The organism is Prolixibacter bellariivorans ATCC BAA-1284, from assembly GCF_000621705.1.
In the GTDB taxonomy this organism is placed as follows: Bacteria; Bacteroidota; Bacteroidia; order Bacteroidales; family Prolixibacteraceae; genus Prolixibacter; species Prolixibacter bellariivorans.
In genome coordinates this window covers 181,425-195,802 of the sequence record NZ_JHXO01000008.1, presented here as the reverse complement: position 1 = coordinate 195,802, position 14,378 = coordinate 181,425, and the positions used below count along the sequence as shown (strand labels likewise).

Here is a 14,378-nt window from a genome sequence, read left to right as displayed (position 1 = left end):
AAAGTGGTTAGTTTGAGAGTTTTCAATCCTACTACAGAACAGAGTGAAGAGAATGAGTGTTCAATAAGGGACGAAATAAATTCCAAAATTAAAAGAAGATAAGTCTAATCAACAAGGTGGAGTTCATGGGGTTCTATCCGTTAACCCTTGGGGATTGGCTATCGTTTTTTATATTTTTATGCAAAATATAATTAACCATGAAGAAAACCTGGAAATGGGGGATTCTTGCTCCCGGAAAGATTGCCCGAAAATTTACTACTGAATTACAAACCCTCGATAATGCTGAAATTGTGGCCGTTGGCTCGCGAAATGAGTCCCGGTCAGCTGAATTTGCTGCAGAATTTGGCGTAGAAAAGGCTTATGGAAGCTATGAAGAGTTGGCGACCGATCCGGATGTGGAAGTGATTTACGTGGCTTCACCACATTCGCACCATGCCGAGCATGCCATTATGTGTATGAATCAGGGAAAGCATGTGTTATGCGAGAAGGCGCTTTCGCTGAATTTAAAGGAAGTGATCGAAATGTTCGAGGTGGCACGGAAGAATAACGTGTTCCTGATGGAAGCGTTCGTTACTCCGTTTCAACCTTCCTATCGCAAAGCAAAAGAGATTATCGAATCGGGTGAGTTGGGAAAACTCCAGTACCTGCATGGCTGGTTTGGTTTCAACAGTGCACCTTACGATCCGCAGGGACGACTCTTCAATCCGGAACTTGGAGGCGGTTCATTGCTGGACATCGGTCTGTATGCTGTGTTCGATGCTCTTTGGTTTTTAGGTTCTCCGAAAGATATTTCCGCGTCAGCTGCACTGACTGAGCGTGGCATCGATACCAGCCTTACCATGCGGTTCGATTACCCGGAAGGTGTATTTGCGTCGCTGTATTCCTCATTCTATACGGCCTCCGGACCAGGCTGCGATATCTTTTGTGAAAAAGGTGTATTGCGTATTACCCGAAGAGGAATCTTGCATCAACAGCTGGAAACCCGTTCCCGGGGAACAGATCCGGTTCGTTATACCTGGGAAGGTGACGAGTGCGGGATGAAGCTGGAAGCAGTGGAAGTGATGAAGTGCCTGGATGAAGGGAAAATGGAAAGCGAAGTGATGCCCTACAGCCGAAGTTTCGAGCTAATGAAAACACTTGATAGCATTCGGGAACACGCCGGAATTCATTATCCCGGTAGGGGTTAGAGAATAATACAAAATAAAACAGGGCATTTCCACTAGCGGAGATGCCCTGTTTTCGTAAGGAAAAGCAGGCTATTTAATGGCTTTCAGCGCTTCGTCCACTGCATTCAAAACAGGTTGTGCTGAAATCTTTTGTCCAACGGCTTCTTCCATCCATTGCTGGGGAGTCAGACGGCCTTGTTCGTAAATGCGGTCAATCTCGTCAGAGAAGTTCTTTCCTTTCAGATATTCCTCCAGTTGGAATTCGATGAGCTGACCATATGAATAAGCCGGCAGATACAACGGATAGGAAATCATATGTGAATAGATGGCCAGAATCGGCTCGTCTTTCGTTCCGAAAACTGGTGAAAAGTAAGTATTCCAAACATCTTTCGAGATATTGATGACAGCCATTTTCAATGCGGCTGCATCGGCGTTGGGGTGAGCATATAACCACTTCCATACTTTCATATCGACCATGCCCACGCCCATGATTTCCATGAGAGACCAACCATTATCCAATGCATTCAGATATTTGGTTTGCGGATTTTCATCGGTGATACCCAGTAATTTCAAATCGCGGCTTTGGAAAATAAAGGCCAGCGCTTCAGTGAATGCAGTGCTTGGAACGCCGTGCATCATGTAATAATCCATGTTGTAAAGCGAAATGGTTTGCTCTACATTGTGACCGAATTCATGAACAGCAATGTTATATCCTTTGTAGTTCATCCCGGTTGAGGGAATACGAGTACGCAAATGTGATTTCTCGCCAATCATCTGTGCGCCCCATGCGTGACCTGAACCTCGTGCGGGATCAACCGCAATCTTCGAAGCAATGAAATTGGCTCTTTCATCTGACCATCCCAACTGTTTCAAAAGGTTCGGCATATCTTCCTTAAATGCTTTCGGATCGGGATAATAGGCTTCTGTTTTTTCGTTCAGTGTTTGTTCCGGAATAGAACTCCTTGTTTTAAATCCGTCGTACCAGATGTCGTACGGACGAAGCGGACGGCCAAGCCTTTCGACGATAAGCGCACCGATTTGCTTTAGTTCCGGTGACCGGAGGTAGGTATCAAACAATGCTTCGACTTCCGGTTGCGGAATTTCCATATCGCCCGAAAAATTTCGTTTGATATAGGTATTCATTTCCGGGTAGTAAGCATCGATAGCACGCAATGCATGGAAGTTGTTCAGAATTTGCTGATAACGGGTATTGGGCTCGGGTTTAAAGGCAACTTCTTTGCCATTACTGTAAAGCTTGTTGGCAAAGGGTTTCCATCCATATGCCGGATTATTGATTACCTTTTCAGGAATATCCTGGTCGATGATTCGTTTCATCACCTCGTAAATCATATCCTGCTTTTTCGGACCTTGCTCTTCATCGGCATAGTCAGCCTTAATCTCGTCGCGAAGGTTCCAGTGCGAAAGCAGCACCATATCATCCGGAAAAAGTTGTTTGCCATCGTCGGTGCGCAAGTGCCCCATTTCGATGTTGTATTCCGAAATGTACAAATCAGCCTTCGTGTTTGCTTCGGCATAGGCCTGCTCTAATTTGGCCGGAACGCGTGCTACGAAGAGGTCTCCTAATCTGGCGTAAGCCCATTCCTCCCGATTCCACATTGAGGCGAATTTTTCTTTATCCGCTAATGGATAATAAGGAAAGTTCAGTGCAATGGCAAAAGCAATTTTGTTACGATACAGGTCCGACTGCAAATGTACTCCTACTGAATAACCTGCAAACATTTTGTCGATAGGTAATAGTGGACCGGTTGCCAGTTGAACGTTCTTTTGTAGTGCCAGGGTTATTTCATCAAAATGGCCGTTTAAAGCTTCCAGATACTGGCTGACTTTTTTGAAAAAAGCTTCACGGTCAGTCGCTTTATTAATGTAATTATCAAGGCAGAATGAGGTGAACTCTTTTGCGGTACCATCATTGGCACGCCACAATGAGGCGGCATGCTTCACTCCGTGTTCCATCCGCTCGGCAGTACTGTCACCGTATTTTTCCGTCAGTTTTTGAATGATATCGTTTACGGTTGTTGCCGGAATGGGACTTCCGGCTTGTGCCTTGGTTAAGGCCGGTGAAAACATCAGAAGGAACATAGCCAATAGGAAAAGCGATTGTTTTTTCACGGGTTTACTGTTTTTGTTGGTTACTGAATCGTATTCGTGCAACAAAGCAGATTAGCATTATCGCAATGCTAAAAATAGCGAAATGAACGGGAAAGCATTCGACATTTTAGATGCCTGAAAACAGGTGTTGGATTAATCCTGTTCAAATCATGTGGTTGCGATTGGAATTTCAAATATGATAAGACGTATTTACGAATGAGAGGGTATCAAAAGTGATTTTTCCTAAAATAACTTGACAGATAAAACTATGCCCCAACAACAGAAAACGGTACTACCTGAAGCCCTTTAATCAATGAACAATGAGTAATGGAAAATACAATAACACTAAATCTCAAATCGCAACCTGAAACCTATAGCTCTTTAACAACATAAATAGTAGTAAATAAATAAGTTACAGAAACGGCGAAGCCTAACCTGAAACTTGAAACCCTTTTAACCTGTAACCATTTTTAGCTTGCCATTTTGCCGTCTTTTAGCATTTGCACCGCATCGGCGAGGGAGCCGGCGCGGGTTACTTCCCCGGAGTTAACGAAGTAAATCTCGTCGGCGTTGGCAATGGTGTTCAGCCGGTGCGCGATGATGACTTTGGTGGTGTGCGTCGGCAACTTCTGCAGGATTTCATCGAGCAGCTGCTCAGTCACGGTGTCGATGTTGGCCGTGGCTTCGTCGAGGATGAGCAGGTCGGGTTGCCTTAGAACGGCTCGCATGAAGGCGATGAGCTGCTTTTGTCCGAGGCTGATTCCGTCGCCGGAAACGTCGACTTTGGTGTCGAGGCCTTGGTCAAAGCGTTGCAGCAGCGATTCCAGTCCCGCGTTATGGATGAGTTTGGTCAATTCGCTGTCCTTGTATTCCCGGTAGGCTTCGTTGCCATACAGTATGTTATCACGAATGGTGCCGCTGAAGAGGAACGGTTCCTGCAGGATGAATCCGATTTTGCGGGAGCGCTCTTCCGGCGTGTAAGAGCCAATGTTTCTACCATCGAGCCACACTGTTCCACTGGTCGGGTCGTAAAGGCGCGAAATGAGTGAAGCCGTGGTGGTTTTTCCTCCTCCGGTCGGCCCGACGAAGGCGTATGTTTTTCCCTTTTCCAAATCGAAGTTGATGTGGTGTAGCACCTCGGTGCCGTTGGGGTAGGTGAACGACACATTCCGGAAGGAGAGGAGCGCTTTCGATTCATCATTGGTAGCGACTGCAAGCAATGGCATGTTGTTTTCCATATTCAGGATTCTCGCAATGCGGTCCCAGGCCGCCATGGCCACCTGGAAACTGGCCCATAACGAAGCGAGCTGCCGCAGCGGATTGTAAAAGTTGGTGATATATGCCAGGAAACTGATGAGCAAACCGATGGTGAAATGGTTGGTCGAAATCAGATAGATGCCGAAGGTGAGCACCACCAGCTGACCGATGTTGGAGAAGAAGGTGTACACCGGCATGAAGAGGTTGTTGGCGATGCCTGCCTTCACGGAGGTGTTGTAATTGTCCTGGTTAGCCTCGTCGAACCGTCTCCGGAAATAGTCGCGGCGGTTAAAGGCTACAATCACCTTGAAATTGTTGAGGCTTTCCTGTACCTCGGAGCTGAGGTTGCCCACGCTTTTCAGGTTAATGGAATTACGCTTCTTTACCCAAGGCGACGCAAAACGGGTGATGAGCCAGATGATAACCGCCGGTGCGAGGGCTGCTGCTCCCAGCTCGAGGTTGATGGAGAGCAGGAAAATGCCGGCGCCAATCATAACGAGAATGGAGCGGACAAACTGCATCAGCGATTGTGAGAAAAACTGGTTCACCTTGTCGGTGTCGTTATTGAGACGCGAGATGAGGTCACCGGCTTTGTTCTGGTTGAAGAAATCGTAGGGTAATTCCTGTATTTTGTTGAAAAGGGCGTTGCGCAGTGTAAATAGCATGCGTTGTCCTACGGTGCCCATCAGCTTGGTTTGCAGGTAGCCGGCAAATAGTGAGATGATGTACATCACCAACAGTATACCACTGAAAACGAGCACGCCGTGAAACTGTTTGGTCTGTATATACGCATCGATGGTGTGCCCGATGAGCAAAGGCCCGAGCAACGTAAGTGCTGCAGCGACCTGCATGGCGATGAACGCAGTGATGAGGATGCGTTTTTCTTCGACCATGTGGGAAACCAACGACTTCAGCGAGGTGAACGTCGATTTCTTTTTTCCGTTGTCTGCGGAGGATGTATAGAGGTTGTAATCCATGTAGTACTTTTCAGTTTCGTTTCTTTTACTCACTCCATCCTGACGGTGTCAGGATTTCCCCTCTCTACGAGTAAAGAGGGCCGGCTGTTTATTGTCGCAGCAGCGGCACTAATGAGCGTTTTATGATGTCGTTGTTTCATAGTGGCTGGTGCTTTTTTGCGACTGGTATATCTGCATGTATTCCGGCGAGGTTTCCAGTAGTTTTTCATGTTTTCCGGCGGCAACTACTTCACCTTCCATCAGGAGGATGATTTGCTCGTAATGTTTTACCGGTGCTATCTTCTGGGTAACCGAAATCAAGGTCAAATCGGGGTAATTCTTCAGTACGTTGCCAATGATTTTCTGTTCGGTTTGCTGGTCGACCCTTGCGGTGAAGTCGTCGAGCAGCAGGATTTTGGGATTGAGTGCCAGTGCCCGCGCCAGCATAATGCGCTGCTTTTGTCCGCCGGAAAGGCTGGTTCCCCGTTCGGAAACTAATGTATCCAGCTTTTTCGGTAGCGTTTGAACAAACTCTTTCAGCTCGGCGGTTTCGATGGCTTTCTCAAGCGATTGGTCAGTTACGGTGTCGCTGAAAGCAATGTTCTCGCGCAGGCTGAGGTTGAACATCACGCTGTCCTGAAAGACGAAGCCAATTTGGTTATGGAACGTTTCTTTCCGGTAATCGTCCAGCGGAATATCGTCGAACAGGACTGTTCCTTCATCCGGATGAATCAATCCCGTCAGGAGATAGAGCAGTTGCGTTTTTCCGGCGGCTGTTGGTCCGATGATGGCTGTTTGCGAACCTGCCTGGATGTTCAGCGAAACGCTTTTCAACGCTGGTTTTCCTTCGTAAGAAACAGTAACATTTTGTAGTTCAATATTTCCTTCGATCGGCTTTTCGATGGTGCCCTTGTCGACGGTTTCCGGAGCTTTCATCACTTTGTCAATTCGCTCGTACGAGGCTGTTGCCCGCGCAATGACGTTGCTCATGAACCCGATAACAATGATGGGAAAGATAAGAATGGCCACATAACTGTTAAAGGCGGCAAAATTACCCAGCGTCATACTTCCGTTGATGACGTAATGTCCTCCCAGTGCCAGGATGGTCAGCGTGGCCAGGTTTGCTACGAAAGTGATGACCGGAATAAGCGTGGCAAACAGTGTGAGGATGGAGATGCCCAAATCTTTTGCTTCGGTATTTGCCGACAGGAACTTCCGGTACTCGGTTTGCTGCGCATTTACCACGCGGATGATGGCGGCACCCAAAATGCTTTCGTTGATGACCTTGTTGAGCCAGTCGACTACTTCGCGGCTACGTTTGAACAATACACGCACCCGCTTCAGTACCATGTAAAAGGCAAAGCCGATGATGGGAATCATGGTAATCACCGGAAGGGCCAGTTTCCAGTCGATGGTGAGGAGGAGCACGCAGGTTCCGAGGATGACAAACACCGAGGAAATAATGGATGCGACGGCCTGAGCCACAAATGTTTTCACCGAATCCATGTCGGACGTGAGATTGGTGAGCAGCTTCGACGGATTGTTTTCGCTGATAAAGGAAAAACTCTGCCGCGATATTTTGTCGGAGAGTTTTTTCCGGAGGTCGAAAGCAACGCGCTCGGAAGCGTATGTTTGCACAATGGCCTGCAAATAGGTAAAGAAAAAGATGGCCGCAGTAGCTATCAAAAATTCGAGGGCAATGGTTCTAAAGACGTAATGCCCACTGTTGAATGTATCGATGCCGTGCGAAATGATTTTCGGGATGATCAGGTTGGCCCCGTTGCCCAGGAGGGCAAAAAGCACGAGCAGCATCACCATCAACCGGTATGGTTTCAGCAATGCAAACAAGTTGACTTTTTTCTTTGGAGCTGTTGTATCTTGTTTTTTTCTTTTGCGCATATCAGGAATCTCTTCGGTTGGCAAAGGAAAACCAAAAAAATGGTTTTGGCGTTTCCTTATCGAAAAATTAAGCCCCGGACAGGAGCGACAACCGAATGTAATCTATAAGAATACGGCTGACGAGAGATTTTGTTCTACACCGGCAGGAAAAAGAACGACCATCTTACTTCCAGACTTTGCTGAGTGCGAATGATGGTGATAAACGCAAAGCTGAAAATGTGCGTATAGCTGACCGTTTCCGCTTCCCGCGAAGGTGTACCGAATTGTTTTCTAAAAATCAGTTGTTCCATTACCTGGTTATTGAATTGGGATTATTCTGTTTTATCTTTTTTTGACGGTTCTTTATCCATTTCGGAGAAATCGGGATGCCAGTGATGGTAATGGCTGTGCATCCGGCGGAAAAAACGGTCGCGTTCTTCGGGCGTCATGTCAGATACTTTAGCGCGGAGTTTGTTTCTCCAGGTATGACTTGGCCAGCCGCCATGCGGGCGGAAGCCGCCGAAGAACAGGCGGGCCAGAATCAGCAGTCCGGCTGCCTGCCAGAAAGTAATCTCTGTTAGGTGAAAAATGTCAGGCATAAGGGCATTCCATAATAGCATGGTAACGGCACTTACTGCGGCCAGCATCACAATAAATAGTGGTGCAAAAATGAATCTCTTTCTTCGGTATGACATGGTAGGCATCATGATCGTATGTTTTAATTGTTTATTAATTCGTCGTATAAAATTTTCAATCGTTCTCTCAGGTAGACTACAGCGTAGCGTTTCCGCGATATCCAGGTATTGACCGGCTCTCCGGTTTGTTCGGCAATCTCTTTGAAAGATTTCCCGTCGAATTCGGTCCACCGGAAAACATCCTGCTGTTCGGGTGGAAGAGCCTCCAGTGCATCTTCCAGTTCTTCCCACACCAGCGTTCGGATATACTTGTTTTCGGGTGTATCCTGTTCGTCGGCAAGAATGGCTCCGAACTCTTCCATGGCTTGTTCCTCTTCTTCGTCGGAATAGAACTCGGCGAAAAGATCCGGCTGTTTTTTCCGGTAACGGTCGGTAATGCGATTCCGGGTGACCGTAAACAACCACGCTGTTAATTGTTCGATCGGTTTCATCAACCGGTCGGCTTCAGCCAACTGATAAAAAACTTCCTGAAGAATATCCTCGGCGTCCTCCGCATTTTCAACCCGCTTCCGGATGAACCCGCTTAGCCGGTTGCTATACGATTTGACGATTTCGGATATATTCAGTTTTTGAGCCACGCGCGTTGCTTTGTTTTTATCGTTGCTTTCTATTGAGGTAGACGGATGAGGGGAACGGATATTTTAACGGGAAGGGAATTTTACGGATTTTTTTCACGGGAGGAGATTGTTGATGTTTCAGGTTAGAGTAGTTTCTGTTGTTTCTATTGTTAAAAAGTTTCAGCTTAGGTGTGTTTTTATCGAAGAAGTTTGTCTATCTCCTCATCTGTCCTGCGCCCGGAGATCGACCAAATATTATGGTTTCACGTCTATTAAGTTGACACCGGCCATGGTGAGCAGGTGAGCCACCAGATCCAGAATGGCTACCACTGCCAGGGTTGTCATCCAGAAATGGCTGTTTGATTTCCATCGTTTGTGATAGAGCCAGCCGCTGATGGTTGCTGTGATGATGGCCGTTAGCCAGACAATTCCGATTTCCGGCTGGTTTTTTCCAACAATGAAGTCGGGGAGCGAGCGTTCCGGATGACTCGCTTCCATGTAAATGATGTTAAAAATCCAGTTGAATACGACGAGAACAATTCCCAGCAGTACGCCGTCGGAGAACGGTGTCAGGGTGTGCAGTTGCTTGAAATAGAGATTTCGTGCCAGAATCAGAATTAGCAGAATGTTGAGGAGATTGACCAACGAATAGTAAGTCACCAAATCGCCACCGGCCATATACGAGAGGCCATGAATCTCAACAGTGGGGAAGACTTTCCAAAGTTCAACGGCAGTCAGACCGGCAATTAAGTTTACTACAATGGCTACACCTGTCATGTACAGGAGTTTCTTTCCGATAGAAGAATTGGAAAAATGCTTACTCATCTGTTGGTCGTTGTTTGATTTGAAGCCCCTTCGTTTGCCTTTATTTCCTATCATTCCGGCGTTACACCGTTGCTGTACCTAAAGTTACTTTTTTACCCGAACAGGAACAAATAAATTCTCCTGTTGATGAATGGTGCAAAACAGGATTTTTAAACGCTTTTAAAAGCGTTTTCAAAGTTGTATCTTTAATTCAGTGAGCCATTTATTGCCCAATAGCAATGCTTGATTATCTGAATAAACCATATCCGTTTAACGACGATTTTAAGCGTAATCTGCGGATAATCCTCGGAATCAGTTTGGCTGTGTTTCTATTCCTGTTGCTCTACAAACCCCTTGATTTATCGGTTCTTGACCTGTACGACAAGGTGTATCTGTTACTGGGTTTTGCCTTGGTTACGTTGTTTTCACTGGGCATCAACCTGTTGGTGTTGCCAGCTATTTTTCCGGGTATTTTCCTTTCCGGGAAATGGAAAATCAAGCACGAAATTTTTTGGAATCTCTGGATTTTGATGACCATTACCGTTGGGTACTTTTTTTATGCGCGGCTGACGGGTTTATACGAATTGAACTTTCCCACGCTCATCCGGATTTTGTTGTTCGGCATTATTCCGGTATCGCTGCTGATAGTCATCAACCAAAACCGCCTGCTCAAAATGAGCCTTCGTTCGGCTGAAGGTTCTCCGGATGCTTCGACAGCTGTTATGGTCAATTTTCCATCGAAATACAAAAGAGGAAACGCCCAGGTAAACCTGCACGATTTGGTGATGATTCACTCGGCACAAAACTATATCGAGATATACTGGAAGGACGGTGAGCAACTGCAAAAGATCATGGTCCGGAATACATTGGGAAATGCCATGAAACAGGTAAAACGTTTTCCGAATATCATTCGTTGTCATCGCACCTGTATCGTAAATATGAAGTATGTTACCCGCATGCGAAGCAGTCAGCATGGTTACCATATCCATCTGGACGGTGTTACCGATGAACTGCATGTGTCTCGTTCCTTTGCTCCACGTTTCCGCGAAATATTCGACAAACTGCACGAACCGGAACTGTTTTAGTCCGGTTCATCCCTAAAGCGGGAGACCAAACCCTTATCTGTTCAATTCGTCCCTGGGGCATTGAAGTCTTCACCGTTTATCCCTAAATTAAGGAAGAAGAATGCGCACGGGTAAATTTGAAGATGCCATTTTTCTTCTCTGGACAGATATTAACAGGAAACCCAATGAACGTACTTTTAGTCAATCCGCAATGTGCCGATACATTCTGGAGTTTTAAGCATGCACTCCGGTTTATCGCCCGAAAGGTCGCCAATCCACCATTGGGATTGCTGACTGTTTCGGCGTTGTTGCCGGCGGAATGGGAGAAAAAACTGGTCGACATGAATTTATCTCCCTTGCGGGAAGAAGATGTTTGGCGGGCCGATTTGGTGTTCATCGGGGCCATGGATATTCAGCGCGATTCGGTTCGGGAGGTCATTCATATGTGTCAGCGGTTGAACCGGAAGATAGTGGCTGGCGGACCGCTTTTTACCAGTGAGCCGGAGGAGTGGTCCATGATTGACTACCTGGTGCTGAATGAAGCGGAAATCACCCTTCCTGAATTCCTGGATGATCTGGCTGCAGGCACTCCCATGCATCTCTATCAAACCAGCGAGTTTCCGTCGCTCAATACTTCACCCGTACCGGATTATTGTCTTTTGAATTTGAAACAATACGCGACCTTGAGTTTGCAGTATTCGCGCGGATGCCCGTTCGACTGCGAGTTTTGTGATATCACCGCGCTGTTTGGGCGCAAGGTTCGTACCAAAACATCTGAACAGGTGATTGCTGAGCTGGAAAACCTGTTCCGGTTAAATCATCGGGGAAACATCTTTTTTGTGGATGACAATTTCATTGGGAACAAAGCACGGTTGAAAAAAGAGCTCCTTCCGAAGTTGATTGCCTGGATGGAGAAACGAAAGTATCCTTTCCGGTTCAATACCGAAGCGAGCATTAATCTGGCCGATGATGAAGAATTGATGCGCCTGATGGCAATGGCCGGATTTGAAAGTGTGTTCGTGGGAATTGAAACACCCGAACAGGCGAGCTTGGCAGGGTGCAACAAAATGCAGAATACTGAACGGAATCTGGTGGAAGATGTCCGGAAAATACAACGATTCGGACTGCAGGTTTCCGGTGGTTTTATTGTTGGGTTCGATGATGATTCACCCTCCGTTTTTCAAAGGCAGATCGATTTTATTCAGCAGAGTGGCATCGTGACTGCCATGGTGGGCTTGCTGAATGCGCAAAAGAAAACCAAACTGTACCAGCGGCTTAAGGATGAGAAGCGCCTGTTAGATGTGAGTTCGGGAAACAATACCGACTTCAGCATGAATTTTATTCCCCGGATGAACCTCGATTTTCTGATGGATGGATACCGCCAGGTGCTGACAGAAATTTATAGTTACAAACCCTATTATCAGCGAGTCCAGCATTTTTTGAAGAATTATCAGCCGGGGCTGCACTCTCACCGGAAAATGACTTTCTCCAATATAAAGGCGTTAATGCGTTCCATGTTTGTTTTGGGCGTATTGAAACAAGGTCAGTTCTATTACTGGAGGTTGTTTGTCTGGACCATCGTTCATTGCCCCGAAAACTTTCCCGAAGCAATTACTCTGGCCATTTATGGCTATCATTTTCGTAAGATTTATTCCATCGCTTAATTACATCATTCCTTGCTCAATTTTGGGAATTGGTTTCCGGAAAGTTAAATCCACTTTAACAATGGGGAATTCGTCAGGAATTTTTCAGCTTGCTTTGTTTGTAGACAAAAAAGACACAAACAATAAATAATTTCTTATTCATATGAGTGCGAATATTCCGAGTTATAGCGGTAAACGGTTAGTTATTTTGGGAGGTGGTTTTGCGGGACTTACCCTTGCCCGGAAACTGGCGAAAAGTGAGTTTCAGATTGTTTTGGTAAACAAGCATAATTATCACCAGTTTCAACCTTTGTTCTACCAGGTAGCAACGGCCGGCCTCGAGCCCAGCGCTATCGCTTTTCCGCTAAGGAAAGTTTTTCAGAATAACCAGAATGTTCATTTTCGCAAAGCGGAAATACAGAGCGTCGATTTCGATAAGAAGGTCGTGCATACCAGTGTTGGAACGATTCATTACGATTACCTGGTGAATGCCATGGGAGCCGGAACCAATTTCTTTGGCAACAAAGAGATTCAAAAGCGTGCCTGGGGCTTGAAGAGTATACCCGAATCGCTGGCATTGCGTAACCACATCCTGATGAATTTTGAACGGGCTTCCAGCATCGATGATGAGAAAAAACGGCAGGAATTGCTGACCGTCGTGATTGTAGGCGGCGGCCCGACGGGCGTGGAAGTGGCTGGTGCGTTAGCAGAAATGCGCAAATGGATTATTCCACGCGATTACCACGAAATTGACCACAGGAAGGTGAAAATTGCCGTGGTAGAAGCTTCCGGTAAGCTATTGGGACACATGTCGGAGAAATCGCACAAAGCAGCCGAGGATTTTCTTAAATCGCTGGAGGTTGAGGTGTATAACGGTATTGCGGTGGATTCGTATAATGGAGAAGAGGTAACGCTTTCGACCGGGGAAAAACTACCGTGCAATACGTTGGTATGGGCCGCAGGAGTGAAAGGAATGCCGGTGGACGGTATTCCAACTGAACTGATTGATAAACGTGATCGTATTGCCGTTGATGAGTTCAATCGCATAAAAGGACAGGAGCATGAATTTGCCATCGGCGATATTGCTACGATGGAAACAGAAAAGTATCCGCACGGACATCCGCAGGTGGCGCAGGTAGCTATTCAACAGGCACGTTTGTTAGCGAAAAACCTTCCGCGAATGGAAAAAGGTGAACCGCTCAAACCATTCCGCTACAGCGATAAAGGAACCATGGCGACCATCGGCCGTAACAAGGCGGTTGTCGATTTACCTCAGTTTAGCTTCCGCGGATTCTGGGCCTGGTTGGTCTGGATGATTGTCCACCTGATGTCGATCGTTGGGGTGAAGAACCGACTCATGATTTTTATTAACTGGGTTTGGAATTACATCTTCTACGATCAGTCGTTAAGGCTGATTATCTCGCCGGCCAAACATCCGAAGCACAAAGAAGTGCCGCCGGCCAATCAAATGGAAACTTCATCAAATTGATATATTCCCGGGAAACCGGGAATTTTTTTGCCCTGAATTTTATGAAGCGCCTCCCAGATGGAACGCAATACGGATTCCTTCGGTAACCATGTTGGCCCCGATGATGCCCAGAATTAATCCCATAATCTTGCTCATTACCACGATGATTTTGTGACCTACCAGTCGAAGGATGTAATCGCTGTAAACGAAAGCGAGGTAGGTGAGGAGAATCATCACGCCAAAAATAACCGATGTGATAACCATGTGCCATACGTTGCTCTGTGTTACGTAGTTCATGGCGGTAACGATCGTTCCCGGTCCGGCCAGAATGGGAATGGCCAGCGGTGAAATAGCCATTCCTTCATCGATGGCAATCTTATCGGAATGGTGAATGGTGGATTTTTTGGATTGCAGCATTTCGAATCCGACATAAAATACCAGGATTCCACCGGCAATTTTGAAACCGGGAATCGTCAGTCCGAAAGCCATGAAAATGTATTTCCCGATGATGATGAAACTGAGTACAATGATGAGGGCCGTGAATGTTGCCGATTTGGCAATTCGTTTTCGGGTAGCGGAGTCGGCTTCATCGGTGAGACTTAGAAAAATCGGGATGTTGGTAATGGGATTCATGATGGCGAAAAAGCCCATGAAAACGGTGAGTGAAAAACTTAGGAGATGATTCATATTGTTATTTTTGACCGATAATTATAGTTATTGAACAATTTACAAGCCTTCTGGTTGGATTAACCAGCCGTTTTGACGGTTAAAATGAAGAACA

At 46.4% G+C, this 14,378-nt stretch carries 12 protein-coding genes; 4 read left to right on the top strand and 8 right to left on the bottom strand.

The window, feature by feature from the left end; all coding sequences use genetic code 11:
• The first annotated feature begins 197 nt into the window (after positions 1-197).
• The gene (locus T426_RS0110805; RefSeq protein ID WP_025864734.1) at positions 198-1,187 is read left to right on the top strand and encodes a Gfo/Idh/MocA family protein; all 990 of its coding nucleotides are present in this window, start codon (positions 198-200) and stop codon (positions 1,185-1,187) included.
• A gap of 69 nt (positions 1,188-1,256) precedes the next feature.
• On the opposite strand, the gene T426_RS0110800 is transcribed toward T426_RS0110805, so the two are convergent.
• From T426_RS0110800 to T426_RS0110770, 7 genes are all read right to left on the bottom strand, one after another.
• A complete protein-coding gene (locus T426_RS0110800) occupies positions 1,257-3,296 on the bottom strand; it encodes a hypothetical protein (protein ID WP_153637603.1) in 2,040 nt (679 codons plus the stop codon).
• Positions 3,297-3,745: 449 nt separating this feature from the next.
• Positions 3,746-5,509 carry an ABC transporter ATP-binding protein gene (locus T426_RS0110795; RefSeq protein WP_027585683.1) on the bottom strand — a complete coding sequence of 588 codons (1,764 nt, stop codon included), beginning with the start codon at positions 5,507-5,509 and terminating at the stop codon, positions 3,746-3,748.
• A 120-nt stretch (positions 5,510-5,629) separates the two neighbouring features.
• A complete protein-coding gene (locus T426_RS0110790; RefSeq protein ID WP_051538919.1) occupies positions 5,630-7,387 on the bottom strand; it encodes an ABC transporter ATP-binding protein in 1,758 nt (585 codons plus the stop codon).
• A 134-nt stretch (positions 7,388-7,521) separates the two neighbouring features.
• Complete coding sequence (locus T426_RS25765) at positions 7,522-7,677, bottom strand: hypothetical protein (protein WP_153637604.1); 156 nt, start codon at positions 7,675-7,677, stop codon at positions 7,522-7,524.
• 21 nt (positions 7,678-7,698) lie between these two features.
• A complete protein-coding gene (locus T426_RS23425; protein ID WP_051538905.1) occupies positions 7,699-8,073 on the bottom strand; it encodes a hypothetical protein in 375 nt (124 codons plus the stop codon).
• Between the two features lie 11 nt (positions 8,074-8,084).
• Positions 8,085-8,639 carry an RNA polymerase sigma factor gene (locus T426_RS0110775; RefSeq protein ID WP_027585681.1) on the bottom strand — a complete coding sequence of 185 codons (555 nt, stop codon included), beginning with the start codon at positions 8,637-8,639 and terminating at the stop codon, positions 8,085-8,087.
• Between the two features lie 234 nt (positions 8,640-8,873).
• A complete protein-coding gene (locus T426_RS0110770) occupies positions 8,874-9,443 on the bottom strand; it encodes a hypothetical protein (RefSeq protein WP_036984555.1) in 570 nt (189 codons plus the stop codon).
• Positions 9,444-9,661: 218 nt separating this feature from the next.
• Between T426_RS0110770 and T426_RS0110765 the strand changes: the two genes are divergently transcribed.
• The 3 genes from T426_RS0110765 to T426_RS0110755 all read left to right on the top strand — a co-directional run bounded on the left by T426_RS0110765 (position 9,662) and on the right by T426_RS0110755 (position 13,618).
• On the top strand, positions 9,662-10,507 hold the full coding sequence (locus tag T426_RS0110765; RefSeq protein ID WP_025864739.1) for a LytTR family DNA-binding domain-containing protein: 846 nt from the start codon (positions 9,662-9,664) through the stop codon (positions 10,505-10,507).
• A 164-nt stretch (positions 10,508-10,671) separates the two neighbouring features.
• Positions 10,672-12,150: a B12-binding domain-containing radical SAM protein gene (locus T426_RS0110760; protein ID WP_025864740.1), complete on the top strand. Its 1,479-nt coding sequence runs from the start codon at positions 10,672-10,674 to the stop codon at positions 12,148-12,150.
• A 142-nt stretch (positions 12,151-12,292) separates the two neighbouring features.
• The gene (locus T426_RS0110755) at positions 12,293-13,618 is read left to right on the top strand and encodes an NAD(P)/FAD-dependent oxidoreductase (protein WP_025864741.1); all 1,326 of its coding nucleotides are present in this window, start codon (positions 12,293-12,295) and stop codon (positions 13,616-13,618) included.
• A 39-nt stretch (positions 13,619-13,657) separates the two neighbouring features.
• On the opposite strand, the gene T426_RS0110750 is transcribed toward T426_RS0110755, so the two are convergent.
• Positions 13,658-14,284, bottom strand: coding sequence for a MarC family protein (locus T426_RS0110750; RefSeq protein WP_025864742.1), 627 nt, complete (start codon positions 14,282-14,284; stop codon positions 13,658-13,660).
• Between the last annotated feature and the right edge of the window lie 94 nt (positions 14,285-14,378).